Annotated in this window: 15 protein-coding genes and 1 tRNA gene; 7 read left to right on the top strand and 9 right to left on the bottom strand. The window is 74.5% G+C overall.

What is annotated here, in order from left to right; all coding sequences use genetic code 11:
- Positions 1-126: 126 nt before the first annotated feature.
- Positions 127-888: a GNAT family N-acetyltransferase gene (locus tag K7396_RS06490; RefSeq protein ID WP_086719236.1), complete on the top strand. Its 762-nt coding sequence runs from the start codon at positions 127-129 to the stop codon at positions 886-888.
- Between the two features lie 85 nt (positions 889-973).
- On the opposite strand, the gene K7396_RS06485 is transcribed toward K7396_RS06490, so the two are convergent.
- Together K7396_RS06485 and K7396_RS06480 are read right to left on the bottom strand one after the other, a co-directional pair.
- A complete protein-coding gene (locus tag K7396_RS06485; RefSeq protein WP_086719237.1) occupies positions 974-1846 on the bottom strand; it encodes a D-alanyl-D-alanine carboxypeptidase family protein in 873 nt (290 codons plus the stop codon).
- A 153-nt stretch (positions 1847-1999) separates the two neighbouring features.
- Positions 2000-3019: an FAD-dependent oxidoreductase gene (locus tag K7396_RS06480; protein ID WP_223659692.1), complete on the bottom strand. Its 1020-nt coding sequence runs from the start codon at positions 3017-3019 to the stop codon at positions 2000-2002.
- A gap of 275 nt (positions 3020-3294) precedes the next feature.
- Here K7396_RS06480 and K7396_RS06475 point away from each other — a divergent pair, with 275 nt between their 5' ends.
- Positions 3295-5298, top strand: a complete 2004-nt coding sequence (locus tag K7396_RS06475) for an FUSC family protein (protein WP_086719238.1) — start codon at positions 3295-3297, stop codon at positions 5296-5298.
- A 70-nt stretch (positions 5299-5368) separates the two neighbouring features.
- On the opposite strand, the gene K7396_RS06470 is transcribed toward K7396_RS06475, so the two are convergent.
- The 5 genes from K7396_RS06470 to K7396_RS06450 form a co-directional block, all read right to left on the bottom strand.
- Positions 5369-6544 carry an RNA polymerase sigma factor gene (locus K7396_RS06470; RefSeq protein ID WP_086719239.1) on the bottom strand — a complete coding sequence of 392 codons (1176 nt, stop codon included), beginning with the start codon at positions 6542-6544 and terminating at the stop codon, positions 5369-5371.
- An 8-nt stretch (positions 6545-6552) separates the two neighbouring features.
- Positions 6553-6960, bottom strand: coding sequence for a YciI family protein (locus K7396_RS06465; protein ID WP_086719240.1), 408 nt, complete (start codon positions 6958-6960; stop codon positions 6553-6555).
- 63 nt (positions 6961-7023) lie between these two features.
- Positions 7024-8250 (bottom strand): Cmx/CmrA family chloramphenicol efflux MFS transporter, encoded by a 1227-nt coding sequence (locus K7396_RS06460; protein WP_086719241.1) that lies wholly within the window; start codon positions 8248-8250, stop codon positions 7024-7026.
- A 560-nt stretch (positions 8251-8810) separates the two neighbouring features.
- Positions 8811-11255: a Tex family protein gene (locus tag K7396_RS06455; protein WP_086719242.1), complete on the bottom strand. Its 2445-nt coding sequence runs from the start codon at positions 11253-11255 to the stop codon at positions 8811-8813.
- A gap of 152 nt (positions 11256-11407) precedes the next feature.
- Positions 11408-12277, bottom strand: a complete 870-nt coding sequence (locus tag K7396_RS06450; protein ID WP_086719243.1) for an SCO6745 family protein — start codon at positions 12275-12277, stop codon at positions 11408-11410.
- A 133-nt stretch (positions 12278-12410) separates the two neighbouring features.
- Between K7396_RS06450 and K7396_RS06445 the strand changes: the two genes are divergently transcribed.
- Together K7396_RS06445 and K7396_RS06440 are read left to right on the top strand one after the other, a co-directional pair.
- Positions 12411-13382 carry a GlxA family transcriptional regulator gene (locus K7396_RS06445; RefSeq protein ID WP_086719244.1) on the top strand — a complete coding sequence of 324 codons (972 nt, stop codon included), beginning with the start codon at positions 12411-12413 and terminating at the stop codon, positions 13380-13382.
- A 74-nt stretch (positions 13383-13456) separates the two neighbouring features.
- Positions 13457-14101, top strand: a complete 645-nt coding sequence (locus K7396_RS06440; protein WP_086719245.1) for a DJ-1/PfpI family protein — start codon at positions 13457-13459, stop codon at positions 14099-14101.
- A 79-nt stretch (positions 14102-14180) separates the two neighbouring features.
- Here K7396_RS06440 and K7396_RS06435 read toward each other — a convergent pair whose 3' ends face one another.
- The gene (locus tag K7396_RS06435) at positions 14181-14951 is read right to left on the bottom strand and encodes an enoyl-CoA hydratase/isomerase family protein (protein WP_086719246.1); all 771 of its coding nucleotides are present in this window, start codon (positions 14949-14951) and stop codon (positions 14181-14183) included.
- Positions 14952-15006: 55 nt separating this feature from the next.
- Between K7396_RS06435 and K7396_RS06430 the strand changes: the two genes are divergently transcribed.
- From K7396_RS06430 to K7396_RS06420, 3 genes are all read left to right on the top strand, one after another.
- A complete protein-coding gene (locus K7396_RS06430; RefSeq protein WP_086719247.1) occupies positions 15007-16665 on the top strand; it encodes an ABC-F family ATP-binding cassette domain-containing protein in 1659 nt (552 codons plus the stop codon).
- 157 nt (positions 16666-16822) lie between these two features.
- Positions 16823-16896, top strand: a tRNA-Met gene (locus K7396_RS06425).
- Between the two features lie 251 nt (positions 16897-17147).
- A complete protein-coding gene (locus K7396_RS06420; protein WP_086719248.1) occupies positions 17148-17639 on the top strand; it encodes an ATP-binding protein in 492 nt (163 codons plus the stop codon).
- Here K7396_RS06420 and idi read toward each other — a convergent pair.
- Positions 17614-18225: an isopentenyl-diphosphate Delta-isomerase gene (gene idi / locus K7396_RS06415; RefSeq protein ID WP_086719249.1), complete on the bottom strand. Its 612-nt coding sequence runs from the start codon at positions 18223-18225 to the stop codon at positions 17614-17616. The two genes, K7396_RS06420 and idi, sit on opposite strands and share 26 nt — an antisense overlap.
- Positions 18226-18371 lie beyond the last annotated feature (146 nt).

Here is an 18371-nt window from a genome sequence, read left to right as displayed (position 1 = left end):
CCCGGTCGGCCGGGCGCGCGCGTGCGCAGCCGCCGCCGGGCTCCCCCTGTACCCAGATGGACGGACTCCGGTCGCGCGAGCGCGTGTCCGGGCCGTTCGCCTCCCCCTTTACTTCCCCAGAGAGCGATGCAGGCAACGACTCTTCTCCCCCGGACCGCGGACCTGTTCGACCAGGGCCTGGAGCGGCAAACCGGCGCCGCGCTGCTGCGCTTCGGCGCGGCGCGGCGGCGTCCGGCCGGCCGCGTCAGCTGGTCGGGCCACGGCGCTGCCGCCTGGCTCGACGACGCCCGCGGGCATCTGTGGTGCGTCGGCGAACCGGATCCCGCGGCCGGGCTGGTGCTGCGCGCCGCACAGGGCCTGCCCGGGCACGTACGGGAGTTCACCGGGCCGCGCGGCACCGCCGCGCAGGTCGCACGGCATCTGCCGGTGGCCGACGTGGTGGAGTGGATCTTCCGCTGGACGCTGGAGGAGCCGGCCGTCCACCCCGCGGAGGAGCGGGTGATCACCCTCGACGCCTCGCACCACGGCGAGCTGCTCGACTTCCTCAACGAGCACAGCCCCGCCCACTCCACCGGGCCGGGATCCAGCGACGTCACCCTGTGGGCCGGGATCCGCGGCGCGGACGGGCAGCTGGTGGCCTGCGGCGCGCTGAGCACCCTGCGCGACAGCGGCGCCCCGCTGATGGCGTCCGTCGCCACCGACGCCCGCGAGCGGGGTCAGGGCCTGGGCGCGGGCCTGACCTCGTGGCTGACCCGGTACGCCGTACGCCACCACGGCTTCTGCACGCTGTGGCAGCTCGCGGACAACGCCCCCGCCGAACGGCTCTACGACCGCCTCGGCTACCGCAACGAGGACCCCTGCGTGTCGGCGCGCCTGGCCGCCGGCTGACGGCGGAGCGCGCCCCGGCGACGCCATGACGAAGGGGCCCGTGCGCGGCCGGACGGCTGCGCACGGGCCCCTCGTTCGCCCCGGACTACTTCTTGAAGCCGTAGTCCATCAGCTTCTTCGCGTCCGCGGTGCGGTTGACCACCGAGGAGGAGGCCAGAACCGTGCCGATGACGGTCTTGCCGCCCCGGGTGGCCGCGAAGACCAGGCAGTACTTGGCCTCCGGACCCGAACCGGTCTTGACGCCGATGGTGCCCGAGTAGCTGCCGAGCAGGGCGTTGGTGTTCTCCCACGACATGTTGCGGTAGCCACCGCTCTTCGTCGTGACCTTCTGCGTGGTCGCCTTCGTCTTCACGACCGTACGGAAGGTGGAGTACTTCATCGCGCTGCTCGCCAGCTTGGTCAGGTCGCGCGGAGTCGAGTAGTTCGCGCCCTTCCCGATGCCGTCGAACGAGTCGAAGTGCGTGTTCTTCAGGCCCAGCGACTTGGCGGTGGAGTTCATCTTGCCGATGAACGACTGCACGCGCGCGGCCCGGGTGGAGCCGCTGCCGAACTTGTCGGCCAGCGCGTACGCCGCGTCGCAGCCGGACGGGAGCATCAGCCCGTACAGCAGCTGGCGGACGGTGACCTTGTCGCCGACGATCAGCTTGGCCGAGGAGGCCCAGTTGTTGTCGACGATGTAGTCGCTGTACGCCTTCTGGACCGTGACCTTGGCGTCCAGGTCGAGGTTCGCCTGTGCCAGCACCACCCGAGCCGTCATGATCTTGGTGGTGGAGCCGGTGGAGCGACGGGTGTCAGCGGCCTTGGTGAAGAGGGTCTTCCCGGTGCCGTTGTTCATCACGAAGCCGCCCTTGGCGACGATCGTGGGGGTCTTGGGCGCGGCGGCCTGTGCCGGTGCGGCGAGCGCCCCGGCGGTCAGGACGGCACTCGCGGTGACGACGGCCGCGGATGCCCGACGCATACCCCTTTTACCGATTTTGCCGTTTTTCAAAATATATACTCCAAATGCCCCTGCAGCGCGGCCCTATGCGCATGCCGCTCGCTGATGAGACGCACGAGCCGACGGAATGGATGTGCGCCCTTGGGCGGCAACTTCATCTCGTCTGCCGCCGATTCACAAGTCCCGCAGGGCGCGCACGTGCCGCAGCACCTCGTCCGCGCACCCCCACGACACGGTCACCCCCGCGCCCCCGTGCCCGTAGTTGTGGACGCACGGCGTGCCGTCGGGCAGCGGTTCCACCGCCAGCCGGACCGCCGGACGGGCCGGGCGCAGCCCCACCTTGTGCGCCAGCACCCGGGCCCCGGCCAGCTCGGGGAAGCGCCGCGCGCAGCGCGCCACGATCGCCTCCGCCACCGCCGGATCGGGCTCCCGCGACCAGGCGTTCTCCCGCGCGGTCCCGCCCAGCACCACGCCGTACGGCTGGGGCAGCACATACGTCGTCTCCGCCGCGCCCGCGTCGGCGGACACCAGCCACTCCTCGATACCGGGGTTCTCCACGACCACCAACTGCCCCTGGACCGGATGCACGTCCGGATCGGGGACCAGCTCGCGCGCCCCCAGCCCCGAGCAGTTCACCACCACATCGGCCGACCGGCCGGCCTCGGTCAGCGACGCGACTCCGTGCCGCTCCACGGTCCCGCCCGCGGCCGTCAACCGTCGCTCCAGGTAGCGGAGATGGGCCGGCATGTCCACCAGGGGAGTGCGGGCCCGCCACCCCGACGCGTCCCCCTCGGGGAGCTCCGCCGCGGTGGCCCGCCGCAGTCCGGGCACCGCGGCGTACCAGGCGGCCAGTTCGTCGCCGGCGCCGTCCAGGGCCCTGCCGTCGTCCGGTCCGTCGCCGGCCGCCCGGGTCATCGTGCCCGTCACCATCCGGGCGCCGGTCTCCTGGGGCCGCTCGGCGAGCGCCGCGAGCACCTCGAAGGACCGCACCGACCAGCGCACCGCCCGTTCGAAGGGCCGGATGCGGTACGGCCAGCACAGCCCGCCGGCCACCGCCGACGTCGTCCGGTCCGCGGCGTCCCGGCTCACCACCCGCACCCGGTGCCCGTCCTCCGCCAGCGCGATCGCCGACGTCAGCCCGATCACGCCGCCGCCGACCACCGTCACGTCCATGCCACCTGTGTCGCTCGCCATGGCGGGACGCTAACGGGTGGGGCGGCGGTTGACGAGGGCGGGTGCGGGAACGCGCCCGGGAGAGGCGGAGGGCCCGGGGGCGGCGGCGCACCCGCTCGTGGCGCCCCGGCGGCGTGGGGATCATCTCGTCGTGATCTTGCGGTAACCCCGCGGCAGCGGTCCGGACAGGCACGGACCGTAGGCTGGTGGCAGCACCGTCGGCCGATGTCGCCCCTCGGATCCCGTTCCCGCCGTCCGTACGCCGTGACCTCGTACGCCGTCGTCTGAGGAGGCCCATGCTCCGCGCGCCGCGCGCCGTACCCGCCTGGCTGGCCCACCCGTTCCGCTGGCAGCGGCTGCCCGTGCCCTGGGCGGCCGTCGCCCGTGGTGCGCTGTGCGCGGGACCGCTGCTGGCCGCGGGCATCGCCACCGGCCAGGTGGCGCCCGGCGTCCTGAGCGCGCTCGGCTCGATGCTGGCCGGGGTCAACGACCGCCCCGGCACCCGTCGTACCGGCATCGTCCACATCGGCCTGCCCGCCCTGGCCACGGCGTTCGGCATGCTGATCGGCGCCTCGCTGCAGACGGCCGGCGCGGGCTGGTGGACGGTGCCCGCGCTGTTCGCCGTCGGCTTCCTCTCCGGCGCGGGCAGCGTGGCCGGTCCGGTGCGCTCCAACGCCGGCATGCAGATGCTGGCCGCCGCCATCCTGGGGGCCGGGATGCCGCTTCCCGGGGCGCCCTGGGAGAAGGCCCTCTTCGTCCTCGCCGGCTGCCTGTGGCTGCTCCTGCTGCGGCTCGTGGTGCGCTCACCGCGCCCGGCGGGCGGGGCGCTCAGCGGCGAGCGGGCGGCGGTCGCCACGGTCTTCGACGCGCTCGCCGACGCCCTGGGCGCGGCCGGCGGGACCGGCGCCGAGCCCGCCCGGCGCCGGCTCACCGCCGCGCTGGACCGTGCCGACGAGGCCCTGCGGCTGCGCCGGCTCACCAGCCGGCTGCTGCACCGGCCCGCCCGTACCGAGGAACTCCTGCTCACCGAGCGGTTCGCCGCGGCCACCGCGCTGTGCGAGGCCAGCGTCGCGCTGCTGTGGGAGGCCCGCCCGCTGTCGTCCCGCGTGGCGGACAGTCCCCGGCGGTTCGCCGATGCCCTGCGCACCGGGGGCTCCCCGGGCCGGCTGTCCGCCCCGGAGGCGAGTACGGCCGCGCGCGGCGCCTTCGACCAGGCGCTGCTGGACGCCGCGGTGGTGTTCGCCCGCCGCGAGCCGCTGCCGGCGCCGCCGCGGCAGCCGGCACCCGCCCCTTCGGGCCGTCCCGCCTGGATGACCCTGCCCGGCTCCGTGCTCCAGGGGGCGCTGGTTGCCGTCGGCGGGCGGACCCGGCGCGGGCGCGGCCTGTTCGGGCCCGCCGGGCGCGACTACGGGCTGCGGGTCGCCGTCTGCATCGCGGCCAGCGCCGCCGTGGCCCTGCTGCTGCGCCCGGAGCACTGGTACTGGCTCCCGGCGACCACCACCTTCCTCGTCAAGCCCGACCTGGGCCCGCTCTTCTCCCGTACGGTCAACCGCTTCGCCGGGACCGTCGCCGGCGTCCTGCTCTTCGCCGCGGCGGGCCTGGTGCCGGCCGGGGCGTGGTGGCCCGCGGTGGTGGCGGGCGCGGGCGGCGCGCTGCTGCCGTTCGCCACGCGCCACTTCGCGCTGCAGACCGTGGCGATCACGCTGATGGTGCTGTCCTTCGTCTACGCCAGCGGCGCCCACGAGGCCGCCGCCGAGCGGGTCGTCGACACCTCCATCGCCTGCGCCATCGTGCTCGTCGTCGGGCATCTGCCCCGGCTCGCCGATCCGCGCCGCCGGGTCGGCCACCGCGTCACCGCGGCGCTGCACGGCACCGAGGAGTACCTCCGGCACGTCCTGGAGTCGGAGCCGGGCACCGACCCCACCCGGCGGCTGGCGCTGCGCCGCGCCGCCTACCGCGCGCTGGGCGAGGCCAGGGCGGCGGCGGAGACCACCGCGGCCGAACTCCTCGCCGCCCGGGACCGCAACCCCGACTGGCTGACCGTCGTCACCGCGGCCGAACGCATCGTGGACGCCGCGACCGCCTGCGCCGTACGCCTGGACCACGGTGCCCACCGCCCGAGCGTGGCCGAGGCCGAGCGGCTGTGCCAGGCGCTGTCCGCCATGGCCGACGCGCTGGAGGACCCGCGCCGGCCCGCCGGCCCGCCGGGCCCCGACCTGCTGCCGGTTCCGGACTGCGCCACCCTCACGGACGTGGCGGCGGAAGTGGAGCGGATCCGCGGCCATGCGGGGGCGCCCTGAGACAGGGCCCGGGACGGGAGCTCCGGGCCGGGTGGGCGCCGGATACCCGGGAGAGTCCGCGCGCGGCCCGTCAGCGCCCCCGCAGACTGTTGAGCCGGGCGGCCTGGCGCGTCAGGTGGTCGCGCTCGGCGAGGTTGGGCGCCTCCCGGGCCGCCTCGGCGTACAGCCGCGCCGCCGTCGCCGGGTCGCCGTCGCGCTCGTGGAGGTAGGCCGCCACGGCGGTGCGGCGGGGGACCGGGTGCGCCCCGCCCGCAGCGCCCGGGGCCGCGTCGTCCAGCTCCGCGAGGGCCGCCAGCCCGGCGCGCGGCCCGTCCGCCTCGCCCACGGCCACCGCGCGGTTGAGCCGGACGACCGGGCTGTCGGTCAGGCGCACCAGCTCGTCGTACCACTCGACGATCTGCACCCAGTCGGTCTCCTCGGCGGCGGGCGCGTCGGCGTGCAGCGCCGCGATCGCCGCCTGGGCCTGGTACTCGCCCAGCCGGTCGCGGGCCAGGGCCCCCTGCAGGATCGCCACGCCCTCGGCGATCGCCGCGGTGTCCCACCGCCCGCGGTCCTGCTCGGCGAGCGGCACCAGGCTGCCGTCGGCCGCGGTCCGGGCCGCGCGCCGGGCGTGGTGCAGCAGCATCAGGGCGAGCAGCCCCGCCACCTCGGGGTGGTCGATCGCGGCCGCGAGCTGCCGGGTGAGCCGGATGGCCTCGGCGGCGAGGTCGATGTCGCCGGAGTAGCCCTCGTTGAAGACCAGGTAGAGGACGCGCAGCACGGTGGCGACGTCACCGGGCCGGTCGAGGCGGACGCCGGAGACGGTGCGCTTGGCCCGGCTGATGCGCTGCGCCATGGTCGCCTCGGGCACCAGGTAGGCCCGCGCGATCTGGCGGGTGGTCAGCCCGCCGACGGCGCGCAGCGTCAGCGCCACCGCGGACGCCGGCGTCAGCGACGGGTGGGCGCACAGGAAGTACAGCCGGAGCGTGTCGTCCGACGTGGGCACGGGACCGGGCACCGGCTCCTCGTCGACGCGGTCCTCGCGCCGGCGCCGGGCGGCGTCCGCCCGGGTCGCGTCGAGGAACCGGCGCCAGGCGACCGTGACCAGCCAGCCCTTCGGATCCCGCGGGGGATCGGCCGGCCAGACGCGGACCGCCTCGACCAGCGCGTCCTGCACCGCGTCCTCGGCCGCCGCGAAGTCGGCTCCGCGGCGGACGAGGACGGCGAGCACGCCCGGGATGAGGCTCCGGAGCAGGGCCTCGTCCATGGTGCGGGTCACTCCGTGATGGTGGGCGGCGCGGACAGGAAGGGGCGCACCTCCAGCCACTCGTGGATCGGCTTCCCGCCCGCCCCGGGCGCGGCCGACAGCTCCCCGGCCAGCTCGACGGCGCGCTCATGGCTGTCGACGTCGATCACCATCCAGCCGGCGATGAGGTCCTTGGTCTCGGCGAACGGGCCGTCGGTGACCGGCGGACGCCCCTCGCCGTCGTAGCGGACCCAGCTCCCCTCGGGGGCCAGCGCCTGACCGTCGACGAACTCGCCGGTCTTCTCCAGCCGGTCCGCGAAGTCCTGCATGTACTGCACGTGCGCCGAGATCTCCTCGGGCGTCCACTGGTCCATCGGCACGTCGTTGACCGCGGCCGGAGCGCCACGGTAGTGCTTGAGCAGCAGGTACTTGGCCATCGTCGGTCTCCTCGGAGCGGGTGCGACCCATTGTGGTCGCGTTCATAGCGGGGACGGAGCCGGTTACGGGTTCTCGACATCGCCGTCCGAAGTTTTTTGGCTCGTGCGGAGGACCCTGGGTACGCCGTCCCGCGGCGCCCGGCGACGCGCCGCGCGGGCCGCCGCCGCGAGGACGAGCGCGAGGGCCGTCAGCAGGGCGCTCACCCACAGCGGCGAGCGGGGGCCGAGCCCCGCGGTGAGCGCGGCGCCGCCGCACCAGGGGCCGATCGCCGCGCCCACGTTCAACGCCGCCGTGGCGAACCCGCCGCCCAGGGTCGGCGCCCCGGGCGCCGCGGAGAGCGCCTGTGCGACCAGGGTGGCCCCGACCGCGAACGACAGCGCGCCCTGGACCAGGACCAGCACCAGGGCGGCCACCGGGTCCCCGGCGGTGAACGCGAGCACCGTCCAGCCGAGCGGCAGCGCCGCCCCGCCGGCCACCAGCAGGGGGACGGGCCGGGTGTCGGCCAGGCGTCCGGCGGCGCTCACCCCGGCGAACGACCCCAGCCCGAAGAGCGCCAGCACCGCGGGCACCCAGCCGGTGCCGACGCCGGTGACGCCGGTGACCAGCGGCGCGAGGTAGGTGAAGGTGCAGAAGGTCGCTCCGTTGACCAGGGCTCCCAGCAGCAGGATCACCACCAGCCGCGGGCGGCGCAGCGCGCCCAGCTCGCCGCGGACGCCCCCACCGCGTCCCGTGGAGCGTGCGGGACGGCCGTGCGGTACCGACCGGAGGATCGCGAGGACGGCGGGCAGCGACACCAGCGCCACCGCCCAGAAGGCCGCGCGCCACCCCCACAGCTCCCCGAGGAGAGCGCCGGCGGGCACGCCCACGACACACGCCAGGGTGGTGCCGCCGAGCAGGACCGCGGTCGCCCGGCCCCGGGCACCGGGCGCGACCATGGCGGCGGCGGTCGTCAGCGCCACCGCCAGGAACCCGGCGTTGGCCAGGGCCGCGACGAACCGGGTGGCGAGCAGGACGTCGTAGCGGGTGGTGAGCGCGCCGACGACATGGACGAGCAGGAACGTGACCAGGAAGACCAGCAGGGCGCGGCGCCGTGGCCAGCGCCGGCCCAGCAGCGCCATCAGGGGCGCGCCGAGGACCATGCCCACGGCGAAGGCCGAGGTCAGCGCGCCCGCGGCGGAGACCGGGACACGCAGATCACGGGCGATGTCCGGCAGCAGACCGGACAGCATGAACTCGGAGGTTCCTTGGGCGAAGACCGCGAGTTGGAGCAGATGGAGAACGAACGGCACAGCAACACTCCGCAACCACAGGGGAATCGGCACGAGGCGGCGGGCGCGGCGGTACCCGTGACGGGGCGCGGAGAGCGACCCGTCCGGCCGGGCACGCGCGGCCACCGCGCGAAACGACCGGAGGCGGCGGCACGGCGGCACAGCGGTGCCGGGGGTGACGCGGCGTCAGGTCGGAGAAGCCCGTACTACGGCGATCCGGTGGCAGGCGGAACACGGCCGCGCGAAGGCGCGCCGAGAAGAAGGCGCGAGCGCGGAGCGGTGCGGGGCGCCACCGGACGACCGGTGGCTAGCGTCTTGACGCTTCGGGGCCGGACATGCGGTCAGGGTAGGCGCGAAGCGCGGTCCCCGTCCACGCAATTCGGGGCGGGCGGCATCGGGGGGCATCGCCGGTCCGGCCGTCCGGCGTCCGGCGCGGTGGTCCGGTCCGGGCGGGTGCCCGCTCGCCCGGACCGCACCGGACGGCGCCGGACCGCACCGGACCGCCGCACCGGACGGCGCCGGCGGCAGCGGGCACCGGGCCCGCTGCCGCCGGTCGTTGTCGTGCGGGTCGTCGCGGCCCGTCAGCGGCCGCCGCGCTCCGTGCCCAGGAGCCCGGCCCGCCGCAGGGCGTCCGCCATCGCGTCGTTGGCCGGCGCGGCGTCGCGGCCGCCCCGGCGGTCACCGCCGCGCTGTCCGCCGCCGCCCTGCCGCTGCCGCGGCGCGCCGCCCCGGCCGCCGCCCTCGCGCTGTCCGCCGCCGTTGCCGCCCCGGCGCTCGCCGCCACCGCGCCGCTCGCCGCCGCCGGCCGGCGCGCCCTTGCCGTGCTCGTCGTCCAGCCGCAGCGTCAGCGAGATCCGCTTCCGGGGGATGTCGACGTCGAGCACCTTGACCCGCACGATGTCGCCGGGCTTGACCACGTCCCGCGGGTCCTTGACGAAGGTCTTCGACATCGCGGAGACATGCACCAGACCGTCCTGATGGACGCCGACGTCCACGAACGCCCCGAAGGCGGCGACATTGGTCACCACGCCCTCCAGGAGCATCCCCGGCTGCAGGTCGCCGATCTTCTCCACGCCCTCCTTGAAGGTCGCGGTCTTGAAGACCGGGCGCGGGTCGCGGCCCGGCTTCTCCAGCTCCTGCAGGATGTCGCCGACCGTCGGCAGACCGAAGGAGTCGTCGACGAAGTCCGCGGCGTTCAGCGAGCGCAGCACCGCCGTGTTGCCGATCAGCGAACCGACCTCGCTGCCCGCCGACTTCACCATCCGGCGCACCACCGGGTACGCCTCCGGGTGCACGCTGGAGGCGTCCAGCGGGTCGTCGCCGCCCCGGATCCGCAGGAAGCCCGCGCACTGCTCGTACGCCTTCGGGCCGAGCCGTGCCACGTCCTTGAGGGCCTTACGGGAGCGGAACGGGCCGTTGCTGTCCCGGTGCGCCACGATGTTCTCGGCGAGCCCCGAGCCGATGCCCGACACCCGCGAGAGCAGCGGCGCCGAGGCGGTGTTGACGTCCACGCCGACGCCGTTCACGCAGTCCTCGACCACCGCGTCCAGCGAGCGCGACAGCTTCACCTCGGACAGGTCGTGCTGGTACTGGCCGACACCGATCGACTTCGGGTCGATCTTGACCAGCTCGGCCAGCGGGTCCTGCAGCCGGCGGGCGATGGACACCGCGCCGCGCAGCGAGACGTCCAGGTCCGGCAGCTCCTGCGAGGCGAACGCGGAGGCGGAGTACACCGAGGCGCCGGCCTCGGAGACCATCACCTTCGTCAGCTTCAGCTCCGGCTGCGCGGCGATCAGATCGGCCGCCAGCTTGTCGGTCTCGCGGGAGGCGGTGCCGTTGCCGATCGCGATCAGCTCGACATCGTGCTCACGGGCCAGCTTCGCCAGGGTGGCCAGCGAGGCGTCCCACTTCTGCTGCGGCACATGGGGGTAGATGGTCTCCGTGGCGGCCACCTTGCCGGTCGCGTCCACCACGGCGACCTTCACGCCCGTACGGAAGCCGGGGTCCAGGCCCATCGTGGCGCGGGTACCGGCGGGCGCCGCCAGCAGCAGATCGCGCAGGTTCGAGGCGAAGACCCGTACCGCCTCGTCCTCGGCGGCCTGCCGCAGCCGCAGCCGCAGATCGATCCCGAGGTGCACCTGCACCCGGGTGCGCCAGGCCCAACGGACCGTGTCCTGCAGCCACTTGTCGCCGGGCCGGCCCCGGTCGGCGATGCCGAAGCGGTGCGCGATGGACTGCTCGTAGGAGCTGGGGCCCTCGGTCGCCGCCGACGGGTCCTCCGGCTCCAGCTGGAGATCGAGGATCTCCTCCTTCTCGCCGCGGAGCATCGCCAGCACCCGGTGCGAGGGAAGCTCGGTGAACGGCTCGGCGAAGTCGAAGTAGTCGGCGAACTTCGCGCCCGCCTCCTCCTTGCCCTCGCGCACCTTCGCCGCGACCCGCCCGCGCGACCACATCCGCTCGCGCAGCTCGCCGATCAGGTCCGCGTCCTCGCCGAACCGCTCGGTCAGGATGGCCCGCGCGCCCTCCAGCGCCGCCGCCGCGTCGGCCACGCCCTTGCCGTCGTCCACGAACGCCGCGGCGGCCGCGGCCGGCTCCACCGACGGATCGCTCAGCAGTCCGTCGGCGAGCGGCTCCAGGCCCGCCTCCCGCGCGATCTGCGCCTTGGTGCGCCGCTTGGGCTTGAACGGGAGGTAGATGTCCTCCAGCCGCGCCTTGGACTCGGCGCCGCGGATCTGCGCCTCCAGGGCGTCGTCCAGCTTGCCCTGGGACCGTACGGACTCCAGGATCGCGGACCGCCGCTCCTCCAGCTCCCGCAGATAGCGCAGCCGCTCCTCGAGCGAGCGCAGCTGCGCGTCGTCGAGCGTCTCGGTGGCTTCCTTGCGGTAGCGCGCGATGAACGGAACCGTCGAGCCGCCGTCGAGCAGTTCGACCGCGGCCTTCACCTGCCGCTCCTTGACGCCGAGCTCCCCGGCGATCCTCGCTTCGATGGACCCGGGAGTCCCGATGGGCTCAGTGGATGCCGTCACGTTGATCCTGACCCGCCTTCCAGCGCTTGCTTGAGCCTGCATTGTGCCGGTTGGCGGCCCGGACTGTCGCACCGCCCGGCCGCCCGGGGGTGTCCGCGCGGCCCCGCGCCCGCCCGCGGGCGGGCACGGGGCCCGGTGACGCTACGCGGGCCTCACTTGCCGAACAGCGCGGCGGGGAACGCCCCGGCGTTCATGGCGGCCGTGGTGAAACCGGTCGCCAGCTCGGTGAGCCGGGCCACGCCCTCGGCGCCCAGGTGCTCGTACGGCGCCCGGTCCAGCCGGTCCGTCCTGCGCTCCAGGTCCTTGCGCAGCCGGACGCCCTCCTCGGTCAACTCGCCCTCCGCGTCCAGCAGACCGCGGGTCCGCAGCCGCTCCTGCGCCGCCGCCCAGTCCTCCTCCGACCAGCCACGGGTCGCCATGACGCCCTGGTAGCTCATCCCGCGGCCGCTGGCGGTGTGGGAGACCAGCGCCTCCAGCCCGTCGAGTTCGGCGTCGAGCAGGGCCAGCAGGTGGCCGTCGCCGCGGTGTTCGCGCAGCAGCGTCGCGGCGTGCCAGTAGGCCAGGTGCGGGGCGTCGGGCACCGGCTGGTCGGCGTGCGCGGCGTACAGCGGCCGCGCCTGTCGGCTGCAGCCCTCGACGGCGCGCAGCGCCAGCCGCGCCGCCTCCGCCATCTCCGGCGACTCGACGGTCTCCTTGCCCAGCAGCCGGCGCAGCGTGGCGTCGACGGCGCGAAGCCGGGCCTCCAGCACGGCCTCGGGCGTGGTGACCGTCCAGACGGCCGGGACGTGCTCGGCTATCAGCTCGTGCTTGAAGTTGTAGAAGGTGGCCGTGACGGTGCCGGGGCCCACCGCGCCCATGGCCGCCGCGCGGCACGCGAAGTAGGCGGCCCTGCGGTTCTCGACGCCCGCCTTGGCCATCTCCGCGGCGAGCTCCGGCGCGAAGTAGTGCGTGGAGTGGAACGGGTTGACGACGTTGTGGCAGGTCCGGCCGGCCTGCTCGGGCAGTGCGCTGGAAGTGGTCATACGGGCAGGTTACCGACCCGTCGGTATGGAGGCGGGGGCAGGGCACCGGAGGGGAGCCACCGGCCGCCGCGATGGCAGAAAGGGTGGGAAATCCGTCATTGCCGCCTTCGCCGCCGCTGTCCAGGATGGAGGCATGGAACAGCGCGAGGTGCTCGTCGTCCTCTTCGACGGAGTGCAGGCTCTTGACGTCTCCGGACCGGTCGAGGTCTTCCACGGAGCGACCCTGGAAACCCCGGGCGCCTACCGGATCCGCACCGCCGGCCTTGACGACGCCCCGGTCCGCACCACCAGCGGGCTGGCCCTGGTCCCCGACACCACCCTCGCCGCCGCCGGGCCGCCGCACACCCTGCTGGTGCCCGGCGGTGACGGCACCCGCACCCCCGATCCCCGGCTGATCGACTGGCTGCGCGGCAACGCCCACCACGCCCGGCGGAAGGTCTCGGTGTGCAGCGGAGCGCTGCTGCTGGCCGAGGCCGGGCTGCTGGACGGCCGCCGGGCGACGACCCACTGGATGCTCTGCGACACCCTTGCCGCACGGTTCCCCGCGGTACGGGTCGAGCCCGAACCGATCTACGTACGGGACGGTGATGTGGCCACCTCCGCGGGCGTGACGGCCGGTATCGACCTCGCCCTGGCCCTGGTGGAGGAGGACCTGGGCCGGGATGTCGCGCTGAGCATCGCCCGCCACCTGGTCGTGTTTCTGCGCCGGCCCGGCAACCAGACCCAGTTCAGTGCCCAGCTCGCCGCGCAGACCGCACAGCGCAGACCGCTGCGCGACGTCCAGCAGTGGATCACCGAGAACCCGGCGGGGGACCTCTCCGTGGACGCCCTCGCCGAGCGCGCCCGCCTCTCCCCGCGGCACTTCGCCCGTGCCTTCCGCGACGAAGTGGGCATGACGCCGGGGCGCTATGTCGACCGGGTCCGGCTGGAGGCCGCCCGACGGCATCTGGAGGACTCCGCCGATGGCATCGAGCAGGTGGCGCGCTGCTGTGGCTACGGCACCCCCGAGGCGATGCGCCGCGCGTTCCTGCGCGTCCTGGGCGCCTCTCCGGCCGAATACCGCCGCCGCTTCCGGACCGTCGGACCACCCCTCATCTCTTCCTGACCCCCTGCCGGCCGCCATCGCTCCACCGGGCCGGCGCCACCCCTACCGATACCGATCCACCGACAGGAGACGCCATGCAGCTCGCGATCCTTCTCTTCGACGGCTTCACCACACTGGACGCCGTCGGCCCCTACGAAACCCTCAGCCGGCTGCCCGGCGCCGAAACGGTGTTCGTCGCCGAGCGCACCGGCCCGCACCGCAATGACCTCGGTTCGCTCGGGCTGGTCGCCGACGCCACGCTGGGCGAGGTCACCGCGCCGGACATCCTCGTCGTGCCCGGCGGCGCGGGGCAGGCCGATCAGATGGCGGACGGCCCGGTGCACGAGTGGATCCGCGCCGTGGACGCCGGCACCACCTGGACCACCTCGGTGTGCACCGGCTCGCTGATCCTGGCCGCCGCGGGCCTCCTCAAGGGGCGCCGGGCGACCTCCCACTGGCTCGCGCTGGACCAGCTCCCGGCGCTGGGGGCCGAGCCGACCGGGGAACGGGTGGTCTTCGACGGCAAGTACGTCACGGCGGCCGGCGTCTCGTCCGGCATCGACATGGGGCTGACGCTGGCCGGCCGGATCGCCGGGGACGCCGTGGCCCAGGAGATCCAGCTCGGCATCGAGTACGACCCGCAGCCGCCCTACGACGCGGGCTCCCCGGACAAGGCCCCGGCCGAGATCACCGCGATGATGCGGGAGGGGGGCCGGGCCCTGCTGACCGGGCGGCAGTGAGCGGCCGTCCCACGGCCCGTGCGGGCCTCACCCGCCCGGGACCGCGTAAGGCCCGCCCCGCGTAAGGCCCGCCCCGGCGTCAGTCCGTGGGCCAGCTGAAACGCGGCGCCCTGCGCTCCAGGAAGGCGGCGGCACCCTCGGCGATGTCGCCGCTCGCGCGGGCCTGCGCGGCCCAGTAAGCGCCGCGCACCGCGGCCTCGGCCGGCGGCACGTCCCACGTCCCGTCGGCCAGCTCCTTCGCCGCGGTCTGCGTCAGCAGCGACCGGCTCGCCAGGACCGCCGAGAACTCCGCCACCCGCTTGACCAGCTCGCCCTCGGCCAGCACCTCGTCCACCAGTCCGGTGCGCAGCGCCCGTGCGCAGTCGATCAACTCACCCGAGAACAACAGGTACTTGGCGGTGGACAGCCCGGCCACCCGGACCAGCCGCCGGGTGGCGCCCGCCGGATAGGCGACCCCCAGCTTGGCCGGCGTCACCCCGAACAGCGCGCCCTCCTCCGCGAACCGCAGATCGCAGGCGGCCGCCAACTGGGTGCCGCCGCCCACGCAGTAGCCGCGTATCGCCGCCAGCGTCGGCTTGGGGAACGCCGCGAGCGCCTCCTCGGCCGCCGCCGCCAGGCCCTGCGACTCACCCGCCGGGTCCCGCAGCGAGCCGATGTCGGCGCCCGCGCAGAACGTCCCGCCCTCGCCGGTCAGCACCAGCGACCGGACGGCCCGGTCGGCCGCCAGCCGTGCCAGCAGCGGCGGCAGCTCCCGCCACATCGGCACGGTCATGGCGTTCCGCTTGCCGGGGTTGCTGATGGTGACGGTCGCTGTGCCGTCGCTGACATGCGTCTTCAGGCCGGGTTCCATGCTCCGGATATTAGAGCGACCACGACGGACCGGGCCGGATACGATCGGCGGCCTGATGTCAGCAACTCTCGTCGCCAAAGACCTCGCCGCCGGCCACGGCGAGCGCGTCCTGTTCTCCGGCCTCGACCTGGTCGTCGCCCCCGGCGACGTGGTCGGCCTCGTCGGCGCCAACGGCGCGGGCAAGTCCACGCTGCTGCGCCTGCTGGCCGGCCTGGACACCCCGGAGGACGGCTCGCTCGCGCTGAGCCCGCCCACCGCCACGGTCGGCCACCTCCCCCAGGAGCCCGACCGCCGCCCCGGAGAGACCGTCCGCGCCTTCTTCGCCCGCCGTACCGGCGTGACCGACGCCCAGCTCGCCCTGGACACCGCCACCCAGGCGCTGGTCGACGAGCGGCCCGGAGCCGACGACGCCTACGCCACGGCGCTGGAGCGCTGGCTCGCGCTGGGCGCCGCCGACCTCGACGAGCGCGCCGAGGAGACCGCCGCACAGCTCGGCCTGTCCATCGGCCTCGACCAGCCGATGACCACGCTCTCCGGCGGCCAGGCCGCCCGCGCCTCCCTCGCCTCGCTGCTGCTCTCCCGCTACGACGTCTTCCTGCTGGACGAGCCGACCAACGACCTCGACCTGGACGGCCTGCACCGCCTGGAGTCCTTCGTCACGGGGCTGCGGGCCGGCACCGTCCTGGTGAGCCACGACCGCGAGTTCCTGACCCGCACGGTCACCCGCGTCGTCGAACTCGACCTCGCCCAGCAGCAGGTCAACACCTACGGCGGCGGCTACACCTCCTATCTGGAGGAGCGCGAGCGGGCCCGGCGCCACGCGCGCGAACAGTACGAGGAGTACGCCGACACCAGGGCCGCCCTGGAGACCCGGGCGCACACCCAGCGCAACTGGATGGAGAAGGGCGTCAAGAACGCCCGCCGCAAGGCACCCGACAACGACAAGATCGGCCGCAAGGCCCGGGTGGAGGCCACCGAGAAGCAGGCCGCCAAGGCCAAGCAGACCCAGCGCCTGATCGAGCGGCTCGACGTCGTCGAGGAGCCGCGCAAGGAGTGGGAGCTGCGGATGGAGATCGCCGCCGCGCCCCGGGCCGGCGCGGTCGTGGCCACCCTGCGCGGCGCCGGCCTGCGGCGCGGCGACTTCCGCTTCGGCCCGGTGGACCTGCAGATCGACTGGGCGGACCGGGTCGCCATCACCGGCCCCAACGGCTCCGGCAAGTCGACCCTGCTCGCCGCCCTCCTCGGCAGGCTCCCGCTGGAGACGGGGCACGCCGCCCTGGGCCCCGGCGTGGTGGTCGGCGAGGTCGACCAGGCCCGCGGCCGGCTCTTCGGCGCGCACGGCCTGGGCGACCAGCCGCTGATGGACGCCTTCCGGGCCTGCGTCCCCGACCTGCCGCCCGCCGACGTCCGCACCCTGCTGGCGAAGTTCGGGCTGAAGGCGGCGCATGTGCTGCGCCCGGCGCGCACCCTGTCGCCGGGGGAGCGGACCCGGGCCGCGCTGGCCCTCCTCCAGGGCCGCGGGGTCAACCTCCTCGTCCTGGACGAGCCGACCAACCACCTCGACCTGCCGGCCATCGAGCAGCTGGAGTCCGCCCTCGCGTCGTACCCGGCCACCCTGCTGCTGGTCACCCACGACCGCCGGATGCTCGAAGCGGTGCACACCACCCGCCGGATCGAGGTCGACGGCGGACGGATCACCGACCGGGCGGTCTGAGGGCGCGGGCGCGGCGCCCCCCCGGACGCGGCGGTCAGCCGGTCCGGGTTGCGGCCCCCGGCGGCGGGCGCGCACCCGGCACCGACGGGTTCGCGCCACCCGTGAGGATTATCGATTTGGTCCTGAGGCGGCCGGCCCGTAGGGTGGTGTTCACCGACGCGGGGTGGAGCAGCTCGGTAGCTCGCTGGGCTCATAACCCAGAGGTCGCAGGTTCAAATCCTGTCCCCGCTACTGAAACAGTGCGGCGGGACCGGTGCTCAGGCATCCGGTCCCGCCGCACTGTGCGTTCCGGTCGCACCGCCGGCGGCGCGGATCGTACGGGGGTCACCTCCGGTAAGTCCGCGAACACCCCATAAAAGCAACAGGATCGGTCGCCGGGCCGCTCGCCTCACTCGCAATCGGCCATAAGGCGTCGATAGGCGCTGACTTGTGTTCAGCTGGCCGGTCCGGACCAACGCATTCTCAACACTCTTCCTGTGAGGATGCCTTCCGGACCCCCCGCAGAACCCCCCGAAGAGCTGACCTCCCCGCTCGCGTACGAAGGTGTCTGGCGGTTCACCGCCCCGGCACTGGAGGCTTCGGTGCCGCAGGCACGTCACGCGGTCCGGGATCTGCTCGCCGAACAGCGTGTGCCCGTGGCCGCCGAGATCATGGACGGCCTGCTGCTCATCGTCTCCGAACTCGTCACCAACGCCGTCCGGCACGCGGCCCTGCTCTCGCCCCAGATCGCCGTCCAGGTCACCATCGGGGCGAACTGGCTACGGGTCGCGGTCGAGGACAACCACCCCTACCGCCCCAAGGCACTGGAGGCGGAACAGGGTGATGTCGGCGGCCGCGGACTGTGGCTCGTCAAGACGCTCACCGCGGAGGCGGGCGGCAAGTGCGACGTCGAGAACACGAGGAGCGGCGGCAAGGCCATCTGGGCCGAGCTGCCGCTCACCCCGCTCGCTACCAGCCCGCCGAACGTCCTGTGAGCTCGCGCACCGCCGGACGCGCCGCGTCCAGCACGGTCATGAACCACGCCGAGAACGGCGCCTGGGCATGCCGCTCGGCCAGCTCCTCCGGCGTCACGAAGGCGATCTCGCCGATCTCCTCGGGGTCGGGCGCCGGCTCGGCCCGCACCAGCCCGACGAACAGGTGGTTGTACTCCTGCTCCACCAGGCCGGAGGCCGGATCGGGATGGTTGTAGCGCACGGTGCCCGCCTCCGCCAGCAGGGTGGGCGCCAGGCCCAGCTCCTCCGAGGTCCGCCGGGCCGCGGCCACGAACGGCGCCTCACCGGGGTAGGGGTGGCCGCAGCAGGTGTTGGACCACACACCGGGGGAGTGGTACTTCCCCAGGGCCCGGCGCTGCAGCAGCAGCCGCCCCTTCTCGTCGAAGAGGAAGACGGAGAACGCCCGGTGCAGCTGACCGGGAGCCTGGTGGGCCGCGAGCTTCTCCGCGGTGCCGATCGTCGTACCGTCCTCGTCGACCAGCTCCAGCATGATCGGTTCGGCGGCGCCGCCCGGTGTGCTCACCGCCGGGTCCCCGGCGGTCTGTCCGTTGGCAGGTGTGATCGGCATGCCCATCCTTGTCGTCGGTCTTCGACGCCAAGTCTGCCCTAGCCGGGTCCGCATCACCGGCAGAGCGGGTGCGCGGCGCCACATGCCAGCGCGCCGCCCGCACGGTGCGCCGGGCCGTGAGATGCTCCACACCCGCCGCCGGACCC

The organism is Streptomyces angustmyceticus, from assembly GCF_019933235.1.
GTDB classification, from domain to species: Bacteria; Actinomycetota; Actinomycetes; order Streptomycetales; family Streptomycetaceae; genus Streptomyces; species Streptomyces angustmyceticus.
Note: the sequence above shows the minus strand (reverse complement) of the source record. Positions and strands in the feature narration are given on the sequence as shown.

Excerpts from the sequence above, each read along its gene's own strand:
- K7396_RS06490 (WP_086719236.1), top strand. The coding sequence starts at position 127 with ATGCAGGCAACGACTCTTCTCCCCCGGACCGCGGACCTGTTCGACCAG.
- K7396_RS06485 (WP_086719237.1), bottom strand. The coding sequence starts at position 1,846 with ATGCGTCGGGCATCCGCGGCCGTCGTCACCGCGAGTGCCGTCCTGACC.
- K7396_RS06480 (WP_223659692.1), bottom strand. The coding sequence starts at position 3,019 with ATGGCGAGCGACACAGGTGGCATGGACGTGACGGTGGTCGGCGGCGGC.
- K7396_RS06475 (WP_086719238.1), top strand. The coding sequence starts at position 3,295 with ATGCTCCGCGCGCCGCGCGCCGTACCCGCCTGGCTGGCCCACCCGTTC.
- K7396_RS06470 (WP_086719239.1), bottom strand. The coding sequence starts at position 6,544 with ATGGACGAGGCCCTGCTCCGGAGCCTCATCCCGGGCGTGCTCGCCGTC.
- K7396_RS06465 (WP_086719240.1), bottom strand. The coding sequence starts at position 6,960 with ATGGCCAAGTACCTGCTGCTCAAGCACTACCGTGGCGCTCCGGCCGCG.
- K7396_RS06450 (WP_086719243.1), bottom strand. The coding sequence starts at position 12,277 with ATGACCACTTCCAGCGCACTGCCCGAGCAGGCCGGCCGGACCTGCCAC.
- K7396_RS06445 (WP_086719244.1), top strand. The coding sequence starts at position 12,411 with ATGGAACAGCGCGAGGTGCTCGTCGTCCTCTTCGACGGAGTGCAGGCT.
- K7396_RS06440 (WP_086719245.1), top strand. The coding sequence starts at position 13,457 with ATGCAGCTCGCGATCCTTCTCTTCGACGGCTTCACCACACTGGACGCC.
- K7396_RS06435 (WP_086719246.1), bottom strand. The coding sequence starts at position 14,951 with ATGGAACCCGGCCTGAAGACGCATGTCAGCGACGGCACAGCGACCGTC.
- K7396_RS06430 (WP_086719247.1), top strand. The coding sequence starts at position 15,007 with ATGTCAGCAACTCTCGTCGCCAAAGACCTCGCCGCCGGCCACGGCGAG.
- K7396_RS06420 (WP_086719248.1), top strand. The coding sequence starts at position 17,148 with ATGCCTTCCGGACCCCCCGCAGAACCCCCCGAAGAGCTGACCTCCCCG.
- idi (WP_086719249.1), bottom strand. The coding sequence starts at position 18,225 with ATGCCGATCACACCTGCCAACGGACAGACCGCCGGGGACCCGGCGGTG.